General features: G+C 67.0%; 19 protein-coding genes and 1 tRNA gene. 16 read left to right on the top strand and 4 right to left on the bottom strand.

The features are described from left to right. Positions 1–19 precede the first annotated feature (19 nt). Together KIT25_09140 and KIT25_09145 are read left to right on the top strand one after the other, a co-directional pair. Positions 20–202 (top strand): hypothetical protein, encoded by a 183-nt coding sequence (locus KIT25_09140; protein UYN97076.1) that lies wholly within the window; start codon positions 20–22, stop codon positions 200–202. Between the two features lie 51 nt (positions 203–253). Beyond that, positions 254–874 (top strand): sterol desaturase family protein, encoded by a 621-nt coding sequence (locus KIT25_09145; GenBank protein UYN97077.1) that lies wholly within the window; start codon positions 254–256, stop codon positions 872–874. Between the two features lie 26 nt (positions 875–900). On the opposite strand, the gene uvrA is transcribed toward KIT25_09145, so the two are convergent. Continuing rightward, positions 901–3789, bottom strand: coding sequence for an excinuclease ABC subunit UvrA (gene uvrA, locus KIT25_09150; protein ID UYN97078.1), 2889 nt, complete (start codon positions 3787–3789; stop codon positions 901–903). A gap of 86 nt (positions 3790–3875) precedes the next feature. Further along, positions 3876–5117, bottom strand: coding sequence for an MFS transporter (locus KIT25_09155; GenBank protein UYN97079.1), 1242 nt, complete (start codon positions 5115–5117; stop codon positions 3876–3878). 180 nt (positions 5118–5297) lie between these two features. Here KIT25_09155 and ssb point away from each other — a divergent pair, with 180 nt between their 5' ends. Beyond that, positions 5298–5774, top strand: a complete 477-nt coding sequence (gene ssb / locus KIT25_09160; GenBank protein ID UYN97080.1) for a single-stranded DNA-binding protein — start codon at positions 5298–5300, stop codon at positions 5772–5774. Between the two features lie 9 nt (positions 5775–5783). Here ssb and KIT25_09165 read toward each other — a convergent pair whose 3' ends face one another. Beyond that, the gene (locus tag KIT25_09165; protein ID UYN97081.1) at positions 5784–6425 is read right to left on the bottom strand and encodes an HAD family phosphatase; all 642 of its coding nucleotides are present in this window, start codon (positions 6423–6425) and stop codon (positions 5784–5786) included. Between the two features lie 276 nt (positions 6426–6701). On the opposite strand from KIT25_09165, the gene gyrA reads away from it, so the two are divergent. From gyrA to KIT25_09230, 13 genes are all read left to right on the top strand, one after another. Further along, positions 6702–9386 carry a DNA gyrase subunit A gene (gyrA, locus tag KIT25_09170; protein ID UYN97873.1) on the top strand — a complete coding sequence of 895 codons (2685 nt, stop codon included), beginning with the start codon at positions 6702–6704 and terminating at the stop codon, positions 9384–9386. 70 nt (positions 9387–9456) lie between these two features. Then, on the top strand, positions 9457–9969 hold the full coding sequence (gene coaD, locus KIT25_09175; protein ID UYN97082.1) for a pantetheine-phosphate adenylyltransferase: 513 nt from the start codon (positions 9457–9459) through the stop codon (positions 9967–9969). Between the two features lie 99 nt (positions 9970–10068). Further along, a tRNA-Lys gene (locus tag KIT25_09180) sits at positions 10069–10143 on the top strand. A gap of 28 nt (positions 10144–10171) precedes the next feature. Next, on the top strand, positions 10172–11053 hold the full coding sequence (locus tag KIT25_09185) for an ABC transporter permease (GenBank protein UYN97083.1): 882 nt from the start codon (positions 10172–10174) through the stop codon (positions 11051–11053). Next, positions 11031–11816 carry an ABC transporter ATP-binding protein gene (locus KIT25_09190; protein ID UYN97084.1) on the top strand — a complete coding sequence of 262 codons (786 nt, stop codon included), beginning with the start codon at positions 11031–11033 and terminating at the stop codon, positions 11814–11816. The genes KIT25_09185 and KIT25_09190 overlap by 23 nt, the downstream gene beginning before the upstream one ends. Positions 11817–11819: 3 nt before the next feature. Further along, positions 11820–12965 (top strand): glycosyltransferase, encoded by a 1146-nt coding sequence (locus tag KIT25_09195; GenBank protein ID UYN97085.1) that lies wholly within the window; start codon positions 11820–11822, stop codon positions 12963–12965. Continuing rightward, the gene (locus KIT25_09200; GenBank protein UYN97086.1) at positions 12962–13288 is read left to right on the top strand and encodes an STAS domain-containing protein; all 327 of its coding nucleotides are present in this window, start codon (positions 12962–12964) and stop codon (positions 13286–13288) included. The genes KIT25_09195 and KIT25_09200 overlap by 4 nt, the downstream gene beginning before the upstream one ends. A gap of 193 nt (positions 13289–13481) precedes the next feature. Beyond that, positions 13482–14564, top strand: a complete 1083-nt coding sequence (locus KIT25_09205; protein ID UYN97087.1) for a polysaccharide biosynthesis/export family protein — start codon at positions 13482–13484, stop codon at positions 14562–14564. A 34-nt stretch (positions 14565–14598) separates the two neighbouring features. After that, positions 14599–15597 (top strand): HlyD family efflux transporter periplasmic adaptor subunit, encoded by a 999-nt coding sequence (locus tag KIT25_09210; GenBank protein ID UYN97088.1) that lies wholly within the window; start codon positions 14599–14601, stop codon positions 15595–15597. Then, positions 15597–16862, top strand: coding sequence for a hypothetical protein (locus KIT25_09215; protein ID UYN97089.1), 1266 nt, complete (start codon positions 15597–15599; stop codon positions 16860–16862). Before KIT25_09210 ends, KIT25_09215 begins: the two co-directional genes overlap by 1 nt. 3 nt (positions 16863–16865) lie before the next feature. Continuing rightward, the gene (locus tag KIT25_09220) at positions 16866–17582 is read left to right on the top strand and encodes an ABC transporter ATP-binding protein (GenBank protein ID UYN97090.1); all 717 of its coding nucleotides are present in this window, start codon (positions 16866–16868) and stop codon (positions 17580–17582) included. Between the two features lie 7 nt (positions 17583–17589). Then, entirely contained in the window at positions 17590–18840 is a 1251-nt protein-coding gene (locus tag KIT25_09225; protein ID UYN97091.1) for a glycosyltransferase, read from the top strand. A 10-nt stretch (positions 18841–18850) separates the two neighbouring features. Beyond that, a complete protein-coding gene (locus tag KIT25_09230; protein ID UYN97092.1) occupies positions 18851–20146 on the top strand; it encodes a glycosyltransferase in 1296 nt (431 codons plus the stop codon). Here KIT25_09230 and KIT25_09235 read toward each other — a convergent pair whose 3' ends face one another. After that, positions 20147–21553 carry a mannose-1-phosphate guanylyltransferase/mannose-6-phosphate isomerase gene (locus KIT25_09235; protein ID UYN97093.1) on the bottom strand — a complete coding sequence of 469 codons (1407 nt, stop codon included), beginning with the start codon at positions 21551–21553 and terminating at the stop codon, positions 20147–20149. It abuts the gene before it with no gap. Positions 21554–21566: the final 13 nt, after the last annotated feature.

Consider the following 21566-nt stretch of genomic DNA (forward strand, 5'->3'; position numbering starts at 1 on the left):
GTCACAGGCGGGGGGGCCGATGGAGTTCTACCCGAGTTTCGAGCACCTGCTGGGCGCGCACTTTGCGGTGGTCATCGTGCTTTCGATCGCCATCTTCCTGATGATGGTCGAGGCCGTCCTGCTGGTGCGCCGTGACGGCAGCTATCCGTGGAAGAACGCGTCGACCTCGATTGGTGTGGCGTTGGGCCATCTCGTCGCCTAGGACGCGACGCACGGCCTCGTCATCGGCACCATCGCGGTCGCCGTCCACTCCGTGCGGTTTGCCACGATACGGGTCTCCTTCGACCATTGGGTCAATCTGGCGATCCTCTTCGTGCTGGTCGCTCGCCGCTTCTACCTCGAGCATCGCGCGGCCCATCGCATGCGCTTCATGTGGGTCTCTCACAGCGTCCACCACAGCAGCGAGAAGATGCTGGCTACGACCTCGTTCCGGCTGGTCTGGACGCCGATCGTGTCGGTGTTGTTCCTGTTCTGCCTTCCGCTCGTCTGGATCGGCTTCGACCCGATCTGGGTCTATGGCACGGTGACGGTCAACACCACGTTCCAGTTCCTCGTCCACACCGAACTGGTGCCTCACGTCCGCTGGCTCGAATGGTTCGTCAACACGCCGTCGGCGCACCGCGTCCACCACGCGAGCAATCCGGAGTACACCGACAAGAACTACGGCGGCGTGTTCCTGGTCTGGGACCATCTGTTCGGCATCTACCAGGCCGAGCGGCCTGACGTCGCTATCCGCTACGGCCTCCTCCACGAACGCTCGTCGCTCTACAACCCGTTTGTCATCGCCTACGGGGGATTGTGGGAACTCGCGAAGTCGATGTTCCGGCCGGGAACGGCGCGCGAACGGCTTGCCCGGCTGTTCGGCTCGCCGTGAGCCGCGCGCATTGCCGGTCCGCGGCGTCAGGCGCGCTTCTTGGCGGCCGCGCTGCGCGGCAGATGGCGGGCGAGATACTGGCCGGTGTAGCTCTCGGCGACCTTGACGACCTCTTCCGGCGGGCCCTCGGCGACTAGGCGGCCGCCGCCCGCGCCGCCGTCGGGGCCGAGATCGAGGATCCAGTCGGCGGTCTTGATGACCTCGAGATTGTGCTCGATCACCAGCACGGTGTTGCCGCCCTCGACCAGGCGATGCAGCACCTCGAGAAGCTTGCGCACGTCCTCGAAATGCAGGCCGGTGGTCGGCTCGTCGAGGATGTAGAGCGTACGGCCGGTGGCGCGGCGCGACAGCTCCTTGGCGAGTTTCACGCGCTGCGCCTCGCCGCCCGACAGGGTCGTCGCCTGCTGGCCGATATGGATGTAGCCCAGCCCAACCTGCTGCAGGGTCAGGAGTTTGTCGCGGATCACCGGCACGGCCTTGAAGAACTCGACACCCTCGTCGACGGTCATCTCGAGCACGTCGGCGATCGACTTGCCGCGGAAATGGATCTCGAGCGTCTCGCGGTTGTAGCGCTTGCCTTTGCAGACGTCGCACTGGACGTAGACATCCGGCAGGAAATGCATCTCGATCTTGATGACGCCGTCGCCCTGGCAGGCCTCGCAGCGCCCGCCCTTGACGTTGAAGGAGAAGCGGCCGGGCTTGTAGCCGCGCTCGGTCGATTCGGGGAGCTGGGCGAACCAGTCGCGGATCGGCGAGAAGGCGCCGGTGTAGGTCGCCGGGTTGGAGCGCGGCGTGCGCCCGATCGGCGACTGGTCGATGTCGATCACCTTGTCGAGGTGGCCGAGGCCGTCGAGCCCGGCATGCTCGCCGGGGTGCTCGCGCGCGCCATTCAGCCGGCGCGCCAGCGCCTTGTAGAGCGTCTCGACGATCAGGGTGCTCTTGCCCGAGCCCGAGACGCCGGTGACGCAGGTGAAGGTGCCGAGCGGGATGCTGGCGGTGACGTTCTGCAGGTTGTTGGCCCTCGCGCCCTTGACCGTCAGCCAGCGGCCGCCTTTCGCCGCGGGCACGCGCCGCATCTTGGGAACGGGTATCTGGCGAAAGCCGGAGAGATACTGCCCGGTGAGGCTCGCGCTGTTGCGCATGACCTCCTCGGGCGTGCCCTCGGCGATCACTCTGCCGCCGTGTGCGCCGGCGCCGGGGCCCATGTCGACCAGATGGTCGGCGGCGCGTATCGCGTCCTCGTCGTGTTCGACCACCAGCACCGTGTTGCCGAGGTCGCGCAGGCGGGTCAGCGTCTTCAGCAGCCGATCGTTGTCGCGTTGATGCAGGCCGATCGACGGCTCATCGAGCACGTAGAGCACGCCGGTCAGGCCGGAGCCGATCTGCGAGGCGAGACGAATGCGCTGGCTCTCGCCGCCCGACAGCGTGCCGGAGGTGCGGTTCAAGGTCAGGTAGGACAACCCGACATTGTCGAGGAAGCCCAGCCGCTCGTTGATCTCCTTGAGGATCCGTGCGGCGATCTCGTTCTGCTTCGCCGTCAGCTTGGGCGGCAGGTCGTGGAACCACTTGACCGCGTCGCCGATGGCGAACTCGGTGACCTGGCTGACATGCAGCCCGCCGACCTTCACGGCGAGCGCCTCGGGCTTGAGTCGCGCGCCGCCACAGGCCTCGCACTTGCTCTCGTGCTGGAAGCGCTCGAGCTCCTCGCGCACCCACGACGAATCGGTCTCCTTCCAGCGCCGGTCGAGGTTGGGGATCACGCCCTCGAACGGCTTGGTCGTCTGATACTGGCGGATGCCGTCGTCGTAGCGCATGGCGATCGATTCGCCGCCGCTGCCGTGCAGGATCGCGTCGCGCACCTTCTTCGGCAGGTCGCGCCACGGCATCGACATCTTGACCTTGAAGTGCCGCGCGATGCTCTCGAGCGTCTGCAGGTAGTACTGGCCCGAGGAATCGGCCCACGGCGCGACGGCGCCCTCGGCGAGCGACAGCCGGTCGTCCGGCACGACCATTTCGGGGTCGAAGAACATCTTCACGCCCAGCCCGTCGCAGGTCGGGCAGGCGCCCTGCGGGGCGTTGAAGGAGAAGAGGCGCGGCTCGATCTCCTCGATGGTGAAGCCCGAGACCGGACAGGCGAAGCGCGAAGAGAAGACCGTGCGCTCGCCCGAATCGGCGTTCTCGGCGACGGCCAGGCCCTCGGCGAGGTTGAGCGCGGTCTCGATTGAGTCGGCCAGGCGATTGCCGAGGTCGGGCTTGACGACGATGCGGTCGACCACGACGTCGATGTCGTGCTTGTACTTCTTGTCGAGCGACGGCGCTTCGGCGATCTCGTAGAGCCTGCCGTCGATCTTGACGCGCTGGAAGCCCTTCTTTTGCAGCTCCTGCAGTTCCTTGCGGTACTCGCCCTTGCGGCCGCGCACGATGGGCGCCACCAGGTAGAGCCGCGTGCCCTCGGGCATCGTCTTGATGCGGTCGACCATCTGCGACACGGTCTGGCTCTCGATCGGCAGGCCGGTGGCCGGCGAGTAGGGCACGCCGACGCGGGCAAACAGCAGGCGCAAGTAGTCATAGATCTCGGTGACGGTGCCGACCGTCGAGCGCGGGTTGCGCGACGTCGTTTTCTGCTCGATCGAGATGGCGGGCGACAGGCCCTCGATCGAATCTACATCGGGCTTCTGCATCAGCTCGAGGAACTGACGGGCGTAGGCCGACAAGCTCTCGACGTAGCGGCGTTGGCCTTCGGCATAGATCGTGTCGAAGGCGAGCGAGGATTTACCTGAGCCGCTGAGGCCGGTGATCACGACCAGCCGATCGCGCGGCAGGTCGAGGTCGACGTTCTTGAGATTGTGCTCGCGGGCGCCGCGGATGGAAATGCAGCGCAACGGTTCGGCGGCGGTGAGGTGGGACTTGGCCATCTGGACGCGGAGAATAGGCGATAGGCGCGAAACGCGCATATGGCTATCCACAGCGGCGTTTTCCACGCCCGCCGTGTCAGGAAATGTCAGGCGGCGACCTGCGCCGCCAGTACCCGGTCGGTCGGCCGGTCGTTCATCAGGAGTTGCAGGGTGCCCGCAATCAGGCCGATCAGGACGCCGATCTTCCAGGCGAGGTCGTAGGAACCCATGAGGTCGAACAGGTAGCCGCCGCCCCAGGCGCCGAGGAACGAGCCGGCCTGGTGGCTGAGGAAGGCGATGCCGGTCAGGGTCGACAGGAAGCGCAAGCCGAAAATCTGCACCACCAGTCCGTTGACCAGGGGGATGACGCCCAGCCACAGCGTGCCCATGGCGGCGCCGAACAGCACGACGCTGAGCGGCGTCGGGGGATAGAGGAAGAAGAGCGCCACCGTGACCGAGCGCAGCAGGTAGATGCCGCCCAGCAGCAGGCGCTTGGGATAGCGGTCGCCCAGCCAGCCGAACAGCCAGGAACTCAGGATGTTGAAGCCTCCGATTAGCATCAGGGCGATCGCGCTGTAGGAAGCGTCCATGCCGCATTGGGCGAGGTAGGTCGGTAGATGGGTCGTCAGGAAGACGAGCTGCAGCCCGCAGACGAAGAAGGCGATCGACATCACGACGTAGCCTGTGTGGCGGCGCGCCTCGCCGAGCGCGCCCCACAGGGTGAGATCGCGGTCGGTCGACAACATGTTGGGCAGGCGGTCGGCGCGGCTGCCGACGAAGGCCGCCGGCAGCATGGCGAGCGCCAGGATCGCGAACGCCCACACGCCGGCGCGCCAGCCTTCGCCGTCGACGAAGTAGGCCGCGATCGGCGCGGTGAACATGGTGCCGACGGAGCCGGCCGCCGAGACGATGCCGAAGGCCAGGGTGCGGCGCTGCGGCGCCACCACGCGGGCGGCGATGTTGGCGGTGATGCCCGAGGTCGTGCAGGCCAGCGAGATGCCGATCAGCACGCCGGCGCCGATCACGATCGGCAGCGCGCTCTCGGCCGTCGCGGTCAGCCACAGGCCGACGAAGTAGAGCACGCTGCCGAAGATCGACACCCAGCGCGTGCCGTACTTGTCGGCGAAGATGCCGGCGATGGGCTGCGAGACGCCCCACGCGACCTGCTGCACGGAGATGGCGAGCGCGAAGTCCGAAATGGCGATTCCGAGGTCGCGCGATGCAGGCGCCTGGAAGAGGCCGAGATTCTGCCGGATGCCCATGGCGATGGTCATCATCAGGGCGGCGCCGCCCAGCATGGCGTAGGCCTGCCCGGTTGAGACCTGCGGCACGTGGAAGGACTTGCTCATGGCGGCGGAGGGTACGGAAGGGCGTTCTGCCCGACCAATGAATTTCAGGAGGGCGCCCATGAGCGGGGCTCACGCCACAACCCAAAATCGGTGGCTGCCCACAGGGCGGCGGGAGTAGGTTGCCGGGCAGTGAGGTAGGTGCCGCGCTCGTGCGGCACCGGGAAAGCGAAGGAGGCCCCCATGGCGGGCAGCGTGAACAAGGTCATCCTGGTCGGCAATCTCGGCCGCGACCCCGAAGTGAGGTCCATGCAGGATGGCCGATCCATGGTGAACATGTCGGTGGCCACGTCGGACACGTGGCGCGACCGCCAGACCGGCGAGCGCAAGGAGCGCACCGAGTGGCATCGCGTGGTGATCTTCAACGAAAAGCTGGCGGAAGTGGCGCAGAAGTTCGTGCGCAAGGGCTCGAAGATCTATGTCGAGGGCCAGCTCGCCACGCGCAAATGGACCGACCAGAGCGGGCAGGAGCGCTACACGACCGAAGTGGTGATCCCGCGCTTCGGCGGCGCGCTCACCATGCTCGACGGCCGCGGCGGCGCGGGTGAGCAGGCGGGCGGCGGCGATGACGAATTCTCCCCGGCGCCGGCGGCGGCTGGCGGCAGCGGACGTCCCGCGGCGCGCGCCAAGGCCGAGCTCGACGACGACATTCCGTTCTAGGCGGCGCTGTCAGGCGGGTAGGCCCAGCGCCCTGAGCTCGGCGATGGTCTCCGTTGCCGTGCGGTGGTGCACGGCGTGCAGGCCGAAGGCGCGCGCGCCCTCCACGTTGGGCAGGTTGTCATCGACCAGCACGGCGTCGTCCGGCGCGAAGCCCCCGGTGCGGCAGACGAGATCGTAGATCTCGGCCTGCGGCTTGGAGCAACCGACCCTGCCCGAGACGACATAGTCGCCGAAGCAGCCGAGGAAGGGATGGCGGCGGTGCGACGGCCCGCGCAGCCACCCGTCCATGAACGCCGGCGCGTTCGAGAGAAGATAGAGCGGCGTGCCGGCGGCATGCAGTCGTTCGACCAGGGCGGCCATGTCCGCGAAGGCGTGTTCGCACATCTCGTCGAAGCGATCGTAGAAGGCCCGGATCAGGGCCGACCGGTCGGGGAATTTCCGCATCAGCTCGCGCGTCGCCTCGCCCGGATCGCCGCCGTGATCCTGCGCGCCGTGCCACGCCCCGGTGGTCACCGAGGCGAGGAACTCCTCCATCTCGGCGGGGTCGGAAATGAGCTTCCGGTAGAGGTGGCGCGGGTTCCAGTCGAGTAGCACGCCACCCAGGTCGAAGACCGCGACGGAGACCGACCGGAAGGCGGATTTCGGAGCCAAAACAGGGCCTCTTTCGGGAGTAATTTCGGGGCGAATTTAGACAATAAAATCAAAGTGTTAAAGACCTCGATCCGGTGCGTTTTTTGTTGGTTCTGCGAGCCCGTTTTGCTAGGGTGCGCGCTCGCCGCACCGGAGCCCCGGCGCGGCCACTAGAACGAGTAAAAATCCAGGTTTTTCGTGAGCGACGATACGACCCTTCCGCCGCCGCCGCCCTCCGACGCGCCGCCACCGCTGCCCCCGACCCCCGATATCGCGCCGATCACGATCGAAGAGGAGATGCGCCGCAGCTACCTCGATTACGCCATGAGCGTGATCGTGTCGCGCGCGCTGCCCGATGCGCGCGACGGCCTGAAGCCGGTGCAACGCCGCATCCTCTACGCCATGAAGGAAGGCGGCTACGACTCGTCGCGGCCATTCCGCAAGTCCGCCCGCATTGTCGGCGACGTGATGGGCAAGTATCACCCGCACGGCGACAACGCGATCTACGACGCCATGGTGCGCATGGCGCAGGATTTCTCCATGCGCCTGCCGCTGATCTCCGGCCAGGGCAATTTCGGCTCGATGGACGGCGATCCGCCGGCGGCCATGCGCTACACCGAGGCGCGGCTCGCCGTCGTCGCCGAGACGTTGCTGGCCGACATCGACAAGGACACGGTCGAGTTCCAGCCCAACTACGACGAGCGCGAGCAGGAGCCGACCGTCCTGCCGGCGGCCTTCCCCAACCTGCTGGCCAACGGCGCCGGCGGCATCGCCGTCGGCATGGCGACCAACATCCCGCCGCACAATCTCGGCGAGCTGATCGATGCGTGCTGCGCGCTGATCGACAATCCCGGACTCACCGTGCAGCAGGTGATGGAGTACGTACCGGGCCCCGACTTCCCGACCGGTGCCACCATTCTCGGCCGCAACGGCATCCGCGCGGCCTACGAGCTCGGCCGCGGCTCGCTGATCATGCGCGCGCGGACCAAGATCGAGGAGAAGGGGGGTGGCCGCGAGGCGATCATCGTCAGCGAGATTCCCTACCAGGAGAACAAGGCGCGCCTGCACGAGCGCATCGCCGAGGTGGTGCGCGACAAGAAGGTCGAGGGCGTTTCGGAGATCCGCGACGAAAGCGACAAGGACGGCGTGCGGCTGGTGATCGATCTCAAGCGCGACGCCATGGCCGACATCGTGCTGAACCAACTCTATCGCTACACGCCGCTGCAGACCACGTTCGGCGTCAACGCACTGGCGCTCGACGGCGGTCGACCGCGGCTGATGAGCCTCAAGGAGTTGCTCGAGGCCTTCATCCGTTTCCGCGCCGAGGTCATCACGCGGCGCACCAAGTACGAGCTCAATCACGCGCGCGACCGCGCCCATGTGCTGGTCGGCCTGGCGATTGCCGTCGCCAACATCGATGACGTGATCGAGATGATCCGGCGTGCGCCCGATCCCAACGTGGCGCGCGAGCGACTGATGGCCAAGGACTGGCCGGCGGCCGACGTGGCGCCGCTCATCCTGCTGATCGCCGAACCCGGGCGCGAGGTGGCGCCCGATGGCACCTACCGGTTGTCGGAGACGCAGGCGCGCGCGATTCTGGAGCTGCGCCTGCAGCGCCTGACCGGTCTGGAGCGCGGCCGGATCGCCGAGGAGCTGACCGAGGTCGCCAAGCTGATCGAGGGCTACCTCGAGCTGCTGGCCGACCGCGACAAGCTGTTCTCGTTGATGCGCTCCGAGCTGCTCGACATCAGGCAGAAGTTTGCCACGCCGCGGCGCACCGAGATCCTCGACAACGAAGGCGAGCTCGAGGTCGAGGACCTGATCCAGCGCGAGGACATGGTGGTGACGGTCACCCATGGCGGCTACGTCAAGCGCGTGCCGGTGTCGGCCTATCGCGCGCAGCGCCGCGGCGGCAAGGGCCGCTCGGGCATGGCGACGCGCGAGGACGACTTCGTCTCCAGCCTGTTCGTCGCCAACACCCATACTCCGGTGCTGTTCTTCTCGAGCCGCGGTATCGTCTACAAGCTCAAGGTGTGGCGCCTGCCGCTCGGCGCGCCGCAGGCCCGCGGCAAGGCATTCGTCAACCTGCTGCCGCTCGACGAGGGCGAAACCATCACCACGATCATGCCGCTGCCCGAGGACGAATCGAGCTGGGCCGACCTCAACGTGATGTTCGCCACGGCACGCGGCGGTGTGCGGCGCAACGAGCTCAGCGACTTCGTCAACGTCAACCAGTCCGGCAAGATCGCCATGAAGTTCGAGGGAGACGACGCCGGCGACCGGCTGATCGGCGTCGGTGTCTGCACCGAGGAGCAGGACCTGCTGCTGGCGACCCGCCAGGGCCGGGCGATGCGCTTCCCGGTGGCCACCGTGCGCGTGTTCCAGAGCCGCGCCTCCACCGGCGTGCGCGGCATCGCCCTCGCCGAGGGCGACGAGGTGATCTCGATGTCGCTGGTCGACGGCGGCAAGGGCATCACCACTGAGGATCGCGACGCCTATCTCCGGCAGTCGCGGGCGCTCAGGCAGGCGGAGAATGTCGAGGAGGAGGCAGCGCCGGCGGACGAGCCGGCAACGGCAGCGGCGAGCCTGTCGGCCGAGCGCTTCGAGGAGCTGCAGCGCAAGGAGGAGTTCGTGCTCACCGTCGCTGCGTCGGGATTCGGCAAGCGCACGTCGGCCTACGAGTATCGGGTGACTGGTCGCGGCGGCAAGGGCGTCGAGTTGATGCGCCTGCCTGACGGCGGCCAGGTCGTTGCGGCGTTCCCGGTCGGCGAGAGCGACCAGATCATGCTGGTCACCGACGGCGGCACGCTGATCCGTTGCCCGGTCGACGAAATCCGTATCGCCGGACGCGCCACGCGCGGCGTGCGAATCGTCAACGTGAGCGAAGGCGAGCGCGTCGTGTCGGCCATCCGCATTGGCGAGGACGATGCGGCCAATGGCAACGGCAACGGCGAGGACCATGCCGAAACAAACGGTGGATAAGGTCCGGCCGTGTCGCTAAGACTTTGTCGCCGTAGTCGGGGCACTTCGCTCAGGCGCACAAGGGGGAGCCATGGCCGTGCAGCGCACCGGCGTCTATCCGGGCACGTTCGATCCCATCACCAGCGGACACATGGAGATCGTGCGCCGGTCGCTCCGCCTCGTCGACCGGCTGGTGATCGGGCCGGCGATCAACATCAGCAAGGGCCCGCTGTTCTCCCTGGAGGAGCGGATCGCCATCATCAAGGAGGACATCGCGGCGCTGGAGCTTCCTCAGTCGGACAAAGATCGCATCGAGGTCGTGCCGTTCGAGGGACTGCTCATCCACTTCGCCCGGGACGTCGGCGCCAAGGTGATCATCCGCGGGCTGCGCGCGGTGTCCGACTTCGAGTACGAGATCCAGATGGCCAACATGAACGCCCGCATGGAGCCCGACATCGAGACCATCTTCCTCATGGCGTCCGATCGGCATCAGTTCATCGCCTCGTCGCTGGTCAAGGACATCGCCCGGTTGGGCGGCGACACCTCCCAGTTCGTGTCCCGCCAGGTGTTCGGGCGGCTGAAGACAAAATTCGGCAAGAAGTGAGGTCCGATGGGGCCGGCCGGCCGGCCGCGTTGACCGGCGGCGTGCCAGACCTTATAGGGGCGCCGCGCCAAGCCCCCGGGTGTGGCGCGACGCCGGTACGAGCCCGTAGCTCAGCGGTAGAGCATCTGACTTTTAATCAGGTGGTCGTCGGTTCGATCCCGACCGGGCTCACCACTGGCTCGCAGAAGGAGTAGCGCGGCCTATGCCGTCGGTGAACGTCGTCAACGGCAAGCAGATCGTGGTCGAGGACCTCGATGCGGGGCAGCGCGTCGTTCGTTTCTTCGCCAAGCCGTTCGTGCAGGTGTGGCACAATCAGGAGATCGTCGCGGCGATCCTGCGGCGCGAGATGCGCGACCGTTTCAAGGGCTCGGCCGCCGGCTGGATGTGGGCGGTGGTGGCGCCGCTGCTGGCGATCACCGTCTATACCTTCGCCTTCACCACGACGCTGCAGCTGCCGATGGCGGAGGGCGCGGCGGGTGGGCGGCGGCTGGCGTACGCGCTGTTCATCTTCAGCGGCATCGTCGTGTTCAACTTCTTCTCGGAGATGGCGTTTCGTGCGCCGATGCTGCTGCACGAGTATGCCCATTTCATCAAGCAGACGATCTTCCCCAGCGACATGCTGGCGGTCATCTCGACCCTGCGGGCGGGCGTCTATGCCTCGATCTCGATCGGCGTGATGCTGGTCTGCCAGTTCGCGGTGACGGGGACACTCCACTGGACCGTGCTGCTGATCCCCATGGTGATCCTGCCCTTCATGGTGTTCCTGATGGGCCTGTCGTGGTTCCTGAGCGCGATTGGCGCCTTCACGCGCGATGCCGGCTACCTGATGATCACGGTGGTGCCGTTGTTCATGTTCGCCACGCCGGTGTTCTACCCACAGTCGGCGCTGCCGCCGCCCCTCGACTTCTGGATCTACGCCAATGCGCTGGCGGCCTACGTCGAATGCATGCGCGACCTGGTGCTGTTGGGCCAGATCCCGAGCTGGACGGTCTACGGCTGGGTGCTGCTGACGTCGGTCGTGACCTTCTATTTCGGCTACTGGTTCTTCGACAGGTATCGGAATGTCATCGTCGACGTCATCTGATATCGTCATCCGTACGCGGCACCTGGGCAAGGCATACCAACTCTATGCGCACCGCAGCGACTGGCTGAAGCAGGTCATGCTGGGCTGGTGGAAGACCTACTACAAGCCGTTCTGGGTGCTGCGCGACATCGACGTCGACGTCCGTCGCGGCGACAGCGTCGGTATCCTGGGCCGCAACGGCTGCGGCAAGTCGACCCTGTTGCAGGTGATCTGCGGCATGACCTTGCCGAGCCACGGCGAGCTCCGGGTGTCGGGCCGGATCGCACCGGTGCTGGCGCTCGGTTCGACCTTCGACCACGAACTGTCGGGGCGCGAGAACGTGATGATCGGCGGCGCCGTGCTCGGGCTGAAGCGCAACGTGATCCTGGAGAAGTTCGGCTCTATCGCCGCATTCGCCGGGATTGGCGACTACATGGAGCAGCCGGTCAAGCACTACTCGATGGGCATGCGCACGCGACTGGCCTTCGCGATCTGCGCCCATGTCGAGGCCGACATCCTGGTCGTCGACGAGGCGCTGGCGGTCGGCGACGCCGCCTTCCAGCGCAAGTGCCTGGACTGGATCGACAGCTTCCGCGCCAAGGGCACCCTGCTCTTCGTGTCGCATTCGACGACCGAGGTGCGGCGGCTGTGCAACCGGGCGATCTGGATCGAGGACGGCCGCATCCGCCAGCAGGGCGATCCGAGCGAGGTCATCCGTTCCTACCACCGCGCTCTGATGGTCGAGAAGGATGACCTCCATCGCTTCTCGGCGGGCGAGCGATGAGCGATGCCGGCCGAGTTCGCGGCATGGATCGGATTGGGTTGGTGGGCGGTGAGCGCGGGGATCCACTGGGTGAGCGCGGCGTTGGCCCGTAGTCCGCGCCTGTTTCCCGCGCCGGCGCCGCGACCGGCCGCCGATTTCAGCATCGTCGCGCCGATGGCGGGTGCCGCCGACGCATCGGCCGGCTACGTCGCGGCACTGTCGGCGCTGTCGGCGGCGGGCGCCGAGGTGTTGATTTGCGTGGCCGGCGAGGACGACGGCGCGATCGCCGAGACCCGCCGTCACTGGGCCGATGCCCCGATCCTCGTCGGCAGCGACACCACCTTCAACCCCAAGATGAACAACGTGCGCAAGGGGCTGGAGGCGGCGAGCCGGCCGGTCGTGGCGCTGTGCGACGCGGGCGTGCGACTCGAGGCCCGCGATCTGGCGCGTGCGGCGGCGGCCTTGTCCGATCGGGTCGGTCTCGTGCTAGCGCTGAAGTCGGCCGATGCACCGGCGAACTTTGCGGCCGAACTGGAGCGTGCCTACATCAACGGCCATCACGCGCGGTTCCTGTTTGCCGCCGATCGGCTCGGTCTCGTCGTGGCGTCGGGCGGGGTCACGGTCTTGTCGCGCGACACCTTGCATCGCATCGGTGTGTCAATGGGCTTCAATCGCTGGATCGCCGACGACTATTCCGTCACCCGTTCGGTGCGTGAACTCGGCCTGTCGACCAGGCTGGGCGACGTGATGCCGCGCCTGCCGCTTGGCGAGCGGTCCTGGTCGGCAGTGTGGCGCCGCCAGGTGCGCTGGGCCCGGACGCGGCTGCGCCTGCCGGTGTGGGGGCTGGTGCTTTGGGAGCCTGCCATAGGTTTGCTGGTGTCGGGCATGGCTGCCGCGATCGGCTTGGCCGGCTGCGGGTTCGGTGGGGCCGTCATCGCAGGCGCATTATCGATACATGTGGCGGTCTGGCTCGCCGGAGAGAAATGGTTCCTCTCTGGCCGAAACCTCGCGTTCGGTCCGTGCGCCGCGCTGGCGGCCTTGACCCGCGAAGCGCTGGCGCCCGCGCTGATGCTGTTTGCCTTGGCCAGCCGGTCGATCGACTGGCGGGGGACCGACCTGGGCAGCAATTGGCGCGAGCGTGCGACCGATGCGCGCGAGAGATCGAGATGAATGAGACGACTGCCGAAAAGAGCATCGCTACGGTCATGCTGCCCGCCCGAGTCGACTCGGAGACTTCGCGGTCGGCCGAAGAGACGATGATGGCGTCGCTGCACCCCGGCGCCCGCGTCGTCATCGACGGCAGCGCGGTCACCTACATGAGCGCGGCGGGGGTGCGTTCGCTGGCCACGGTGCTGCACCGCGCGCAGGAGATGCAGGCGCGCATCGTGTTCTGCCGCTTCACCGGCGCGGCCGCAGATTGTCTGCAGGTCAGTGGCTTTGGCCACCTGCTCGACGTCGCGGAATCGGCGGAAGCGGCGGCGGCAAGGCTGTGAACCGTCCGGGCGGCCGGTTCGCCCGAGCGCTTGCACGGCTAGCGTGGCACGGGTTATTAAATCTCTGGCTGAGACAAGACTTTAAGGGACGCGGGGCCGAGCGCGGGTGCCGTCGGTTCCGGACGGAGATCGGAATTTGACAATGTGGACCTGGTTGCGCCTTGTTGCGCGGCCAACCGCCATAGTCCTCGTCTTGGGTGTCGGCGTCGCGGCGTGTACGGCGTTGCCCGGCGACGGGCCGTGGATGAACGACGCGAGTTCGCGCAGCAGTGAGGCGCTTCCTTTCGACGTCGTCGATCTGACCCCAACCTCGGTCGTCGCTTATCGCCCTCCCGTCAGCATCGATCAGCCCTCGGCAACCGGCGGCATCTCGGCTGCCCCCAGGATCTCCGTTGCCCCCGGTGACGTGCTGCGGGTGCGCATCTTCGAGGCCTACGAAGGCAATATATTCCCGACGATCCAGCGCCCCGGCGCGGATCTCGGCTCACAACGCGTCGGCGAGGACGGGGCCATCACCGTCCCCTATGTCGGCACGGTGCAGGTCGCCGGGCTCGATCTGACGCAGATCGAGCGCCGGATCGCCGACCAGGTCGCCTCGAAGGCACAGGACCCGCAGGTTATCGTTGATTTCGTGGCTGACCGTACCCACACCGTTTTGGTTGCGGGCGATGTCAAGGCGCCGGGACGCGTTTCGCTTCTGGACGGTGTGCGGACGGTCGTGGACGTGATCAACCGGGCCGGCGGTCTGCTCGGAGGGCAGGAAGGTGCCCCGGCCAACCAGTTTCAGGTTGTCCTTCGCCGGCGAGGCGACGTCGTCATGACTGCCCAGTATTCCGAGCTCCTCGCCGGCCGGGACGTCGCCGTCCAGAAGGGCGACGAAGTCATCGTGCGGCCCAATTCCCAGGTTTTCACGGTGTTGGGGGCGGTTCTCAAGGCCGGCAACGTGCCGGTCACCAAGGCCAACCTCACCCTGCTGGAGGCGCTTGGCCAGGTCGGCGGCCTGTCGGACGAAAGGGCCAACAAAACCGGCGTTTTCGTTTTCCGAATGGGGGAAATCCAGAGCAGTCCGACCGCCCGGGCCCGCGTTTTTCGGTTGGACCTGAACCAGCCGGTGTCTATTTTTGTCGCGCAACAGTTCGGTATCCGGCCGAGTGACGTGGTCTATGTCACAAATGCGCCACTTCACGAGTACAATAAGATTCTCACCGCGATTTATCGTACATTCTCCATCGTAGGAGTGGCGAGGGGTTCGGTGATCCCGGCGACGGCGTTCTAGGCGCTCGGGGCAGGATTGAGGGCGACCGACAGGGATGGCCAGGGCACAGAAGTACAGGTGGGGCGCAGCGAGCGTGGCGATCCTGTTCGTCGTCGCGGCCATTGTCCTTTGGCTGGCGCCGACGCGCCAGACGAGCAGCGCGCAGGACGGCATTCGCGCGACCGGTCCGCTGATCTCGCGCGGTTACACCGATGCACCGGCGGGCACCGTCGTCGTGGCTGGCGATCCCGGAGGGGGCAGCGTGCTCACGGAGTTGCGTGTCGTTGATGGCCAGAAAGTCAAGCGCAATGAAGTCGTGGCCGTCCTGTCCAACTACGCCGTGTCCGACAACAAGGTCCGTACGACCGAGGTGGAGCTCGAGAAGGCCCGCCTCACCCGCGATGCCATAACCAAGGGATACCGAGTTGCCGAGATAGGGATGCAAGAGATCGTTGTCCAGACCAAGGCCGAGGAACTCAAGCTGAAGAAGCTGGAGCTCGCTCGGTCGGGCAAACCGCCCGACATGAAGCAAATCGAGCAGACGATCGCCGAGCAGGAGTACGATCGCGAGAACATCAAGCTTCGCATCCTCAAGGAGACGCTGGCCACCGATCTGGCCCACGTCGAGACCGACATCACCATCATTCAGGCCAATCTCGACAATGCGCGCGCCAATCGCGAGATGGCCCTGGTCCGCTCGCCCATCGACGGCGTGATCCTGCAGATCTTCACCCGCCAGGGGGAGCGCGTCGCCCATGCCGGCATCGTCAAAATCGTCGACATGAGCAAGCTGCGCGTCTTCGCCGACGTGGATGAGGTGCATCTCGGTCGCGTCGCCGCGGGCGGCAAGGTCGAGGTGACGTTCCGCGGCAGCCAGGCGGTGTACCGCGGCACGATCTCGCGCATCGCCGCCACGGTGAAGCGCATGCAGCGCATCGAACCCGATGGCGGCTCGTCGACGGACGCGCGGGTCGTGCAGGTCGAGATCGAGCTCGACAATCCCGCGGGAATGCCCCAGGTGCTCGGGCGCGAGACACGCGTTACCTTCCTCTGATGGCCGTGACCCTGCCTGTGGCGGGATCACCGGGCGTTGACCGGTGGTGGCCGCGCTTCTCTTTCGCGAAGTTTCGCGCCGCCGCCAGGACCGCCTCGGCCATGCCGCTGGGCGCCCAGCAGTTGCGCCGCCAGCGCACCAGTACCCTGCTGTCGCTGGCTGGCGTGACGGCCAGCCTGCTGGTGATCTTCGCCCAGCTCGGCATCGAACGCGCCGTCTACGACTCCTCGATCAGGCTCCATCGTTCGGTCGCTGCCGACCTCGTGCTCGTGCCGGCCGGCTTCAAGTCCCTACAGCTGCATGCCGAGGTGCCGGTGGCGATGAATGACATCGTCTCGGCTGATCCCTCCGTTGCCCAGACGCGGCCCTTCTGGTTCGGCGTGATGTCGCTCAACCATCCCGGCATGGCCACGCCGCGTCGACTTGCCTGGTACGCGATCGACGTCGAACGACCGGCCATTGACGTGCCCGGCCTGGCCGAGAACCTCTACAAGCTGCGCGTAGTGCGGCGCATTCTTTTCGACCGCGATTCGCGGCCCTATTTCGGCGACCTCGCGACGGTCGCCGAGAAGGGTGAGGAGGTTCCAGTGCTCGGCCCGCCGGACAACCGCCTGCTGTTGCGCGAGATGTTCGTCGTGGGCACGGTGGCCATCGGGCCGAACGTCGTCAACGACGGCGCCGTCATCATGTCCGAGGGGTCGATGTCGGAAGTGTTCGGTGTCTGGTGGGCCGACCGTCCGGCCTTCATCGGCATCAAGTTGGTGCCCGAGGCCGATCCGGCCCAGGCCAAGGCCGCGCTCGGCCGCGCCGTCGGCGGCCGCGGCGAGGTGATCACCAAACAGGAGTTCGAGGCGCGCGAGAGGCGATATTGGTCGCGCGAGACGCCGGTGGGTTACATCACCGACCTGGGCTTTGTCATGGGCCTGATGATCGGCATGGTTTTCATTTACTACGCCCAGTACCAGATCATCCGCTTCTATCTCCCGGAATACGCCATCCTGAAGAGCCTCGGTTACGACTGGTGGTTCTTCCTGTGCATGATCGGCCAGATCGGTGCCGCGATCATCACGCCGGCTTTCCTGGCCGCCTTCACGCTGGCGCGCCTGGTCTACGGCGTCGCCGAGGCGTCGATCCATCTCGGCATGACGATGGGATTGCGCGAGATGGTGGTCGCCCTGGTGGCATCGCTGATCATGACGGCGGTATCGAGCGTCTTTGCCATCCGCCGCCTGTGGAGGGTCGATCCCATCATGCTGTTCGAGTAGGCCATGGCGGCCGAAACGCACGTGTTCGGTCCGGCGGTCGTCGAGGCTGTCGACGTCCACCACCATTACGGCGAGGGGCCGCAGCGGGTCGACGTGCTGTTCGACATCAACATGCAGGTTCGCGAAGGCGAGATCGTCATCGTCACTGGGCCGTCCGGCTCGGGCAAGACGACGCTTCTTACCATCCTCGGCACAATGCGCCGGCCGTCCGAGGGCAAGCTGCGGCTGCTCGGCACCGACATCGCCCGTCTCGGTGGGCCCGAACTCGACGTCCTGCGAAATCGCGTCCGCTTTCTCTTCCAGAAGCGGAACCTGCTGTCGTCGCTCACGGCGCTGCAGAACGTCATCGCCGGCGTCTCGACGACGCCGTTGTCGGATCCGGCGTGGGACGAACGGCGCGCCCGCCATCTGCTCGGCCTCCTGGGCCTCGCCGACAAGACCGACTCCTGGCCGGACGAGTTGTCCGGCGGCCAGCAGCAGCGTGTGGCGATCGCGCGTGTCATGATCGGGTTGCCCGATCTCATCATTGCCGACGAGCCAACGTCGGCGCTCGATCGCGTGTCGGGTCGGCTTGTCGTCGACCAGCTCAGAGATCTCGCCATGCGCGCCAAGTGCGCCGTGGTATTGTCGACCCACGACGAGCGCATCTTCGACGTCGCGACCCGCCGCCTCCACATCGAGGACGGTCGCTGCTTCGAAGTGCCCATCCACTACCATTGACGGCTGCATGGACGTGCTGCTTTCGGCCGTCGACCTCGTCGTGGCGCTCAGCCTCGCCGTACAGTTCGCCATCGCCGGCTACTTCTTCTGGCTGGTCTACTGGCTGGCCGCGCTGCCGCGGTCGGACGGCGCGCCCTCCCGACTGCCTGCGGACCTGCCGCGCGTATTGGTCCAGATCCCCGTCTACAACGAGCCGGCCGTCGTCGAGCGCGCGCTGGTCGCGGCGGCGGCTCTCGACTGGCCGCGCGACAGGCTGAAGATCCAGCTCCTGGACGACAGCACCGACCTGACGCCCGACATCGCCCGCCACGTGGTGGCGCGCCTGCAACGCGACGGTGTCGATGTCGACCATGTCAGGCGCGCCGATCGTTCGGGCTTCAAGGCCGGCGCCCTCGAGGCGGGCATGACGCTCTGCGACGCGCCCTACATCGCGGTCTTCGACGCCGATTTCGTGCCGGCGCCCGACTGGCTGCGGCGTGCCATGGCGGCGATGCTCGCCGAACCGCGCGCCGCCTTCGTGCAGACGCGCATCGAGTGGGGCAATGGCCAGCGCAACTGGCTGACGCGCGCCCAACGTTTGATGCAGGACGCGCATTTCGCCGTCGAGCAGGACGTGCGCGCGCGCCGCGGCGTGCCGTTCCAGTTCAACGGCACCGGGGGCATCTGGCGCCGCGCGGCGGTCGACGACGCCGGCGGTTGGTCACACGACACGCTGTCGGAGGATCTCGACCTCGTGCTGCGCACGCATCTGAAGGGCTGGACCGGCGTCTTCCTCATGGAGCCGCACGTGGTCGGCGAGCTGCCGCAGAAGCTCGAGGATTTCGGTGCCCAGCAGAGCCGCTGGTCGAAGGGCTTCGTGCAGGTGGCGCGAAAGCTGCTACCGCCGATCTGGGCCTCGGCTTGGCCGGTCGAGGCCAAGCTCGCCACGACCGTCGCGCTCGGCCAGCAGCTCATCTTTCCGGTGCTGGCGGTGGGCATCGCGGCGCTCCTCCTGTCGATCGTCGGCCACGGAGAACTGATCGCGCCGTTCCGGCTCGTGCTGTGGCTGTGGCTGGCGGCAGTACTCGTCATCCTGTTCGGCATGACGTGGGGCGCCTATCGCAGGCTCGGGCGCGGTGGGCTGGCGCGCTACTTGGTCACGGCGGCGTCGGTGCCGGCGCTGATCGGATATCTTGCCATCGCCAACGCGGGCGCCATCGTCGGCGCTGGCCTCGGCAGGAAGACCGAGTTCAACCGCACGCCCAAGACGGGCAGCTGAGCCAATGGCCATGGATACCATCGCCCAGGTCCTCGCCGTCTTCTTCTTCGCCTGCTGTGTGTTGCTGGCGATCTTCATCGGCAGCCTGCTCTACATGGTGCTGCTGAATCTTTCTCTTAGGAAGGCGGGGCTGGCGCGCGAACGGGCGTTGCTCGCGACCCCGTTGCCGCCCGACGCGGAGCTGCCGCACGTCGTCGTGCAGATACCGTCCTTCAACGAGGGGCCCGTCCTGCGGCGCGGCGTCGAGGCGGCGGCGCGCCTCGACTGGCCGCGCGACAGGCTGCACATCCAGATCCTGGACGACAGCACCGACGAGACCGCCGAGATCGCCCGCGCCGTCGCGTCAGACCTCGCGGCGCGGGGCTTCGACGTCGTCGCGCTGCAGCGCACCGACCGCAACGGCTACAAGGGCGGCGCCCTGCACGAGGGGATGCAGCAAACGCCGCACGACTTCTTCGCGGTCTTCGACGTCGACTACGTGCCGCCGGCCGACTTCCTGCGGCGCTGCATGCGGCCGTTCTTCGCCGATCCCGCGGAGAAGATCGCCTTCGTCCAGGCGCGCTTCGATTTCCTGAACGCCAGTGAGAACGCGCTGACGGAAATGCAGATGGTGACGCTCGACGCCCATCTCGCCATCGAGCAGGCGACCCGCTCGTGGGCCGGCCATCCGCTGCCGTTCAACGGCACCTGCGGCATCTGGCAGCGCGCCGCCATCGACGCCGGCGGCGGCTGGAAGGGCGACACGGTCACCGAGGACCTCGATCTCACCTACCGCGGCTGGATCAAGGGTTGGCGTGGCGTGTTCCTGACGAGCGTGGCGGTGCCGGGCGAGCTGCCGGCCGACACGAAGACGTGGCTGCGCCAGCAGCAGCGCTGGGTCGAGGGTTTCCGCCACGTCTCGCTGCGCATGTTCCCGGTGATCCTGCGGAGCCCGCAGTTGACCACCGCGTCGCGCTGGGCGGCGTTGCTTCATCTTTGCATGTCGCTCAACCAGCCGCTGGTCTTGGTCGGCGTGGCCGCCGGCATCCTGGCAATGGTCCTGTCGCCGGCCTGGGTACCCGGCATCCTCGCCGTCTTCGCGCTGACGGTGCTGTGGGCGCTGGTCTGCGCGACAACCTTCCTGCGTGCCGGCCACGATTTCATCCGTGGTGGCGAAATGCCGCCGGGACGATTCGCGCTGGTGCTCCTGCGTTTTGCCGCCGGACAGATCGGCATTGTCGGACGAGGTGCGATGGTCTTCCTCAGGAAGGCCTTAAGCAAACCCAAGCCTGTCGTGTTCGATCGCACGCCCAAGCGCGGGACCTGATTACACGCGCGCGTAGATGTCCTCGTAGCGGGTGATGTCGTCCTCCTCGAGGTAGTCGCCGGTCTGCACTTCGACGACCTCGAGCGGTTCGTCGCCCGGATTGGCCAGGCGATGGATGCCGCCCATCGGGATGTAGACCGATTCGTTCTCGTGCAGGGTCATGACGCGGCCGTCGAGCGTCACCTCGGCGACGCCCTTCACCACCACCCAGTGCTCGGCGCGGCGCTTGTGGCTCTGCAGGCTGAGCTTGCCCCGGGGATTGACCGTCAGCCGCTTGGCGCGGAAGCGCTCGCCGCGGTCGATGTCCTGGTAGCTGCCCCATGGACGGTGCATCACGGCATGTTCCGTCGCCGCCCGGTGCTTGCCGTCGGACATGCGCTGCACGACGTCCTTCAGCCGCGGGAGGTTGTCGCGATGGCCGACCAGCACCGCGTCGTTCATCGCCACCACCACGACTTCCTCGACTCCGATCACCGCGGTCAGCGGCCCGTCCGAGCGGACATACGAATTGCGCACGTGGTCGAGCTCGACCGGTCCCTCGGTGACGTTGCCCGCGCTGTCGGCGTCGCCGATGTCGAGCAGTGCGTCCCAAGTGCCGAGATCGGACCAGCGAAAACGCGCCGGCACGACCCAGCACTTGTCGGTACGCTCCATCACCGCGTAGTCGATCGACTTGGCCGGCGCCTTGGCGAACGCCTCGGCGTCGAGGAACACGGTGGAGCCGTTGCGCTTGGCCTTGGCCACGGCTTCCTCGGCGGCAGCCGCTATGCCGGGCTCGAAGCGCGCCATCTCGGCGAGCAGCAGGTCGGGCGGAAACAGGAAGTTGCCGCTGTTCCACAGGAGCCCCTCGGCGATGTAGCGCAGCGCCGTCTGGGCATTGGGTTTTTCGACGAAGGCCGCGACCTTCTGCACGGCGCCGATCTGCTCGCTGCCCGGCCGGATGTAGCCGTAGTCGGTTTTGGGCTCGGTCGGGGGAATGCCGAAGGTGACGATGCCGCCCTTCATCACCGCGACCAGGCCCTCGCGGCAGCCGGCGCGGAACTCCTCGGCGCCGATCACCAAGTGGTCTGAGGCGAGCGCCAGCACCGCCTCGGCGCCGAGGCTGCGCGCGTAGGCCGCGGCGGCGGCGATGGCGGGGCCGGAATCGCGCCGCGACGGCTCGACCAGGATCTCGATCTCCATGCCGACATCCCGGGCCTGCTGCTCGGCCATGAAGCGATAGGAATCGTTGGTCGCGATGATCGGCCGGGCGAACAGGTTGCGATCGGCGACGCGCTCTAGGGTCTGCTGGAAGGTCGAATGCTTGCCGAGCAACGGCACGAACTGCTTGGGCATGCTCTCGCGCGACAGCGGCCACAGCCGCTTGCCGGAGCCTCCGACCAGGATGATGGGGGTGATGAGGGACATGGGGGCGACGGCC

The organism is Enhydrobacter sp. (assembly GCA_025808875.1).
In the GTDB taxonomy this organism is placed as follows: Bacteria; Pseudomonadota; Alphaproteobacteria; order Reyranellales; family Reyranellaceae; genus Reyranella.